This is a genomic window from Sphingopyxis sp., from assembly GCF_036402335.1.
In the GTDB taxonomy this organism is placed as follows: domain Bacteria; phylum Pseudomonadota; class Alphaproteobacteria; order Sphingomonadales; family Sphingomonadaceae; genus Sphingopyxis.
On record NZ_DASWTD010000543.1, the window covers coordinates 1 to 3581 of the forward strand.

The 3581-nt window shown below is 65.7% G+C and carries 5 protein-coding genes; 4 read left to right on the plus strand and 1 reads right to left on the minus strand.

Annotation, left to right across the window (positions count from 1 at the left end):
• From VGD20_RS17705 to VGD20_RS17720, 4 genes are all read left to right on the plus strand, one after another.
• The coding region (locus tag VGD20_RS17705) for a TrbG/VirB9 family P-type conjugative transfer protein (RefSeq protein WP_331135696.1) at positions 1-502 on the plus strand (502 nt) is incomplete at its 5' end.
• Entirely contained in the window at positions 499-1731 is a 1233-nt protein-coding gene (locus VGD20_RS17710; protein WP_331135697.1) for a TrbI/VirB10 family protein, read from the plus strand. The genes VGD20_RS17705 and VGD20_RS17710, both read left to right, overlap by 4 nt.
• Positions 1724-1936, plus strand: coding sequence for a DUF2274 domain-containing protein (locus VGD20_RS17715; protein WP_331135698.1), 213 nt, complete (start codon positions 1724-1726; stop codon positions 1934-1936). Before VGD20_RS17710 ends, VGD20_RS17715 begins: the two co-directional genes overlap by 8 nt.
• Complete coding sequence (locus VGD20_RS17720) at positions 1933-2166, plus strand: helix-turn-helix domain-containing protein (RefSeq protein WP_331135699.1); 234 nt, start codon at positions 1933-1935, stop codon at positions 2164-2166. Before VGD20_RS17715 ends, VGD20_RS17720 begins: the two co-directional genes overlap by 4 nt.
• On the opposite strand, the gene VGD20_RS17725 is transcribed toward VGD20_RS17720, so the two are convergent.
• Positions 2163-3497, minus strand: coding sequence for a tyrosine-type recombinase/integrase (locus tag VGD20_RS17725; RefSeq protein WP_331135700.1), 1335 nt, complete (start codon positions 3495-3497; stop codon positions 2163-2165). The two genes, VGD20_RS17720 and VGD20_RS17725, sit on opposite strands and share 4 nt — an antisense overlap.
• Positions 3498-3581 lie beyond the last annotated feature (84 nt).

Here is a 3581-nt window from a genome sequence, read left to right on the forward strand (position 1 = left end):
GGTGAAACCCTTCTCCGCCGGCCTGCGAACCAATCTCGTCGTGACGACCGACCGGCGCGTCTATCGGCTCGAGCTGGCGAGCCGCTCGGCGGGCGCGATGGCCGCGCTCTCGTGGAGCTATGCCGAGGACGAACTGATCGCGCTGCGGCAACGGCAGGATGCGGCGATCGCAGCGGCACCTGTCGCGGCAGGGCTGGAACTCGACAGTCTCAATTTCGCTTATGCGATCTCGGGCGACAAGCCCGCCTGGCGGCCGCTGCGCGCCTTCGACGACGGGCGGCAGACCTACATCGAGTTCGCACCGAGCATCGCGGTCGGCGAGGCACCGCCGCTGTTCATCCTCGGCGACGACGGCGAAGCCAGCCTCGTCAACTATCGCGTCGCGGGCCGCTACTATGTCGTCGACCGGCTCTTCGCCGCCGCCGAACTCCGGCTCGGCGGGAAGAAGCAGAAGATCGTGCGCATCACCGCAGGCCAGGCGACGCGGGGGAGGGGGCAATGAGCGCGACTGATGTCCCGCCCGGCGGCGCGGTGCCGGCCAAGGCCGATCCCGAAACGCTGGCGCTCCGCGCCGCGCCGATGCGGGTCACCCGTTTCCGCCGCGGCGCTGTCGTCGGCATCGCTGCTGCCAGCTCTTTAGCGATTGCCGGGGTCGCTTGGCTGGCGCTGAAACCCACAGGCCTCGGCCTGGTCGTGGCTGCCGACGACGCGCAGCCCGGCGCGAAGGCCCCGCCCGATGCGCTCGCGGGGGCGCCTGCCAGCTATGACGACGTGCCGAAGCTCGGCCCACCGCTTCCGGGCGACCTCGGAAGGCCTATCCTCAATCATCGGCGCGGGATCGCAGAGGATGCAGGCCCTGTGGATTCCCTTGCGGATGCAGACCGGCGGGCGGCGCAGGACGCCGAGGCCGAGCGCCAGCGCCGCGCCGCCGGGATCCTTGCGGCGCGGGAATCCGGCGTGATGCTGCCGCTGGCAGGAAAGAGTATCGCCGCCCCCCCACCTGTAATCGTCCCGGACGACATCGCGGTCGCTCAGCCGGCGGCAGCGGCGACGGAGCGCGATCCCGGCGGACAGCTGCGCAAGAATGACCTCGTCGGTCGCACCAATCGCGACGACGACGTAAACCCGCACCGGTTGGCGCCGGCTGCCTCACCGTATGTCCTGAGCGCCGGGAGCGTTATCGCCGCAAGCCTGATTACCGGTCTCGATTCCGATCTGCCCGGGCTGGTCACGGCGCAGGTCACCGAAAATGCCTGTGACAGCGTGACGGGACGGACGGTGCTGATCCCGCAGGGCTCGCGCCTGATCGGCCGCTACGACAGCGTCGTGGCTTTCGGGCAGAGCCGAGCGCTCGTGGTCTGGCAGCGCATCGTCCTTCCTAACGGCTCTTCCATCCGCATCGACAATGTGCCGGCGACCGATACGCAGGGATATGCGGGGTTATCGGACCGGGTCGACCGGCATAGCTGGCAGCTTCTCAAGGGCGTCGCTCTTTCGACTCTGCTCGGTGTCGGGACCGAGATAGGGTTCGGAAGCGGCGAAACCGACCTAGTGCGTGCGCTTCGCGAGGCGGCGCAGCAAAATGGCGCGCGCGCCGGCGACCAGGTCGTCGGGCGGTCGCTCGACATCCAGCCGACCTTGCGCGTGCGCCCGGGCTGGCCGCTGCGCGTCGTCGTCCACAAGGATATCCTGCTGGCGCCGTGGCAGGGCGGGAATAAAGTCGATGGCTGACTTGAAACTTCCGCGACTCCCCGACCGGACACCCATCCGATTGACAATAAGCGTCATGCCAGATCTCCATGCGGCACTCGTTGAATATGCGGCCGCATATCGGGAGGCTTATGGCAAGGAGGAGCCGGTAAGCGACCTGGTCCCGGCCATGCTGGAAGCCTTCCTTGCCAGCGACCGCGCCTTTGTCCGCGGCAGATCGCGATGATGCGGAAGCCGCCTCTGTCTACTGGTCCTGTTTCAGATTGTTCGGCGCATGTCGATGCGGCTGGGCTGGAGCCGATCTGCGTCCGGATCGCGACGGCGGTAGAACTCACCGGCATCGGCCGCTCGACGCTCTATGAGCTCATCGCCGCCGGCGAGATCGAGACGGTCAAGGTGGGGCGCTCGACCTTCATCCGGTACGACAGCCTGAAGCGGCTGTTCGAGAAGCACTAGCTTCCCTGCCAGGCCGGCAGGTTCGTCGGTCTTCCGCGACGAAAATCGACGTAGATGACATTCCCGACGTCGCGGAGGGCGTCGAGATGGTCGGACCACCATTGGGCCATTCGTACCCGCTCGTCCCAATAGCTCGCCCGATTATAGGCGGTGCGGACGGGGTCAGGATCACAATGCGCCAGCGCCCGCTCGATGGCGTCCGGATTCCATAGGCTGCTCTGGTTCAGCAGCGTGCTGGCCATCGCCCGGAAGCCGTGAGCGGTCATCTCGTCGCCTTCGTAGCCGAGCCGACGCAAGGCGTTATTGAGATTGTTCTCGCAGATGGGTTGCTGCCAATTGTGCAGAGCAGGGAAAAGAAAGCGTCCCGGATTGCCGATCGTCCGCAGCTGTTCGAGAAGCGCGAGTGCCTGTTTCGACAGGGGCACGGCATGGGGCCGTCGCATCTTCGTCCGGGTCGCCGGTATCGTCCAGACCGCCTCCTCGAAATCGATGTCGCTCCACTCGGCGGTGCGCAACTCGCCCGGTCGCAGGAAGACATGCGGCGCAAGCTGCAGCGCAATTCGCGTTTCCGGGCGTCCGGTGTATCGATCGATCGCTCTTAGCAGTTCGCCGACATGCCGCGGATCGAGTATCGCGGCTCGGTGGGTCACTTTCGGAACAAGTAATGCGCCGCGGAGCACCTCGGCATGATTGTGCTCGGCGCGCAGGGTCGCAATCGCGAATCGGAAGATACGCCCGGCAAACCCCCGCGTCCTGACGGCGGTTTCGTGGTGGCCGCGGCGCTCGATCGCCTTGAGAGCCGAGAGGAGGTCGTGCGGCGATACACCGCCGATCGGCATGTCCCCGATATGCGGGTCGAGCAGGTCAAGAAACCAGCGGAGCTTGGCGAGGGTAGCCGGCGCTTTTCCTTCGGCCTGCATCTTGGCGATATATTCGTCGGCGACAGCGCGGAAGGTGGCTCGGCATGCCGCGATGATCTCAGGGGTTTGGTTTCTCTTCGCGACCGCGGGATCGATCCCGGCCGCGAGCTGATCGCGGACGTCGAAGCATTTCGCCCGGGCAGCCCTCAGTCCCACGCCCGGATATTTGCCGAGCGACAGCCGCCGCTCATGACCATAGAGGCGGTATCGGAAGCGCCAAAGACGCGAGCCGTTGGGCTGGATCAGCAGGAATAGTCCATTCCCGTCATAGACCTTGTACGGCTTGGCGCGTGGGCGGAGCAACTGGATCTGGCGGACGGACAACATCGGCATCACCTCAACTGTTGGTTGACGATGGTCGGATGCTGCGCCCCCTGCGGCACGGGGGCAAGAGGTTGCGATCAGTGCCAAGCTGCCTGATAAAATCGTTTATTTTCAATGAGTTGGCTGGTGCCGCTTACAGGACTCGAACCTGTGACCCCATCATTACGAATG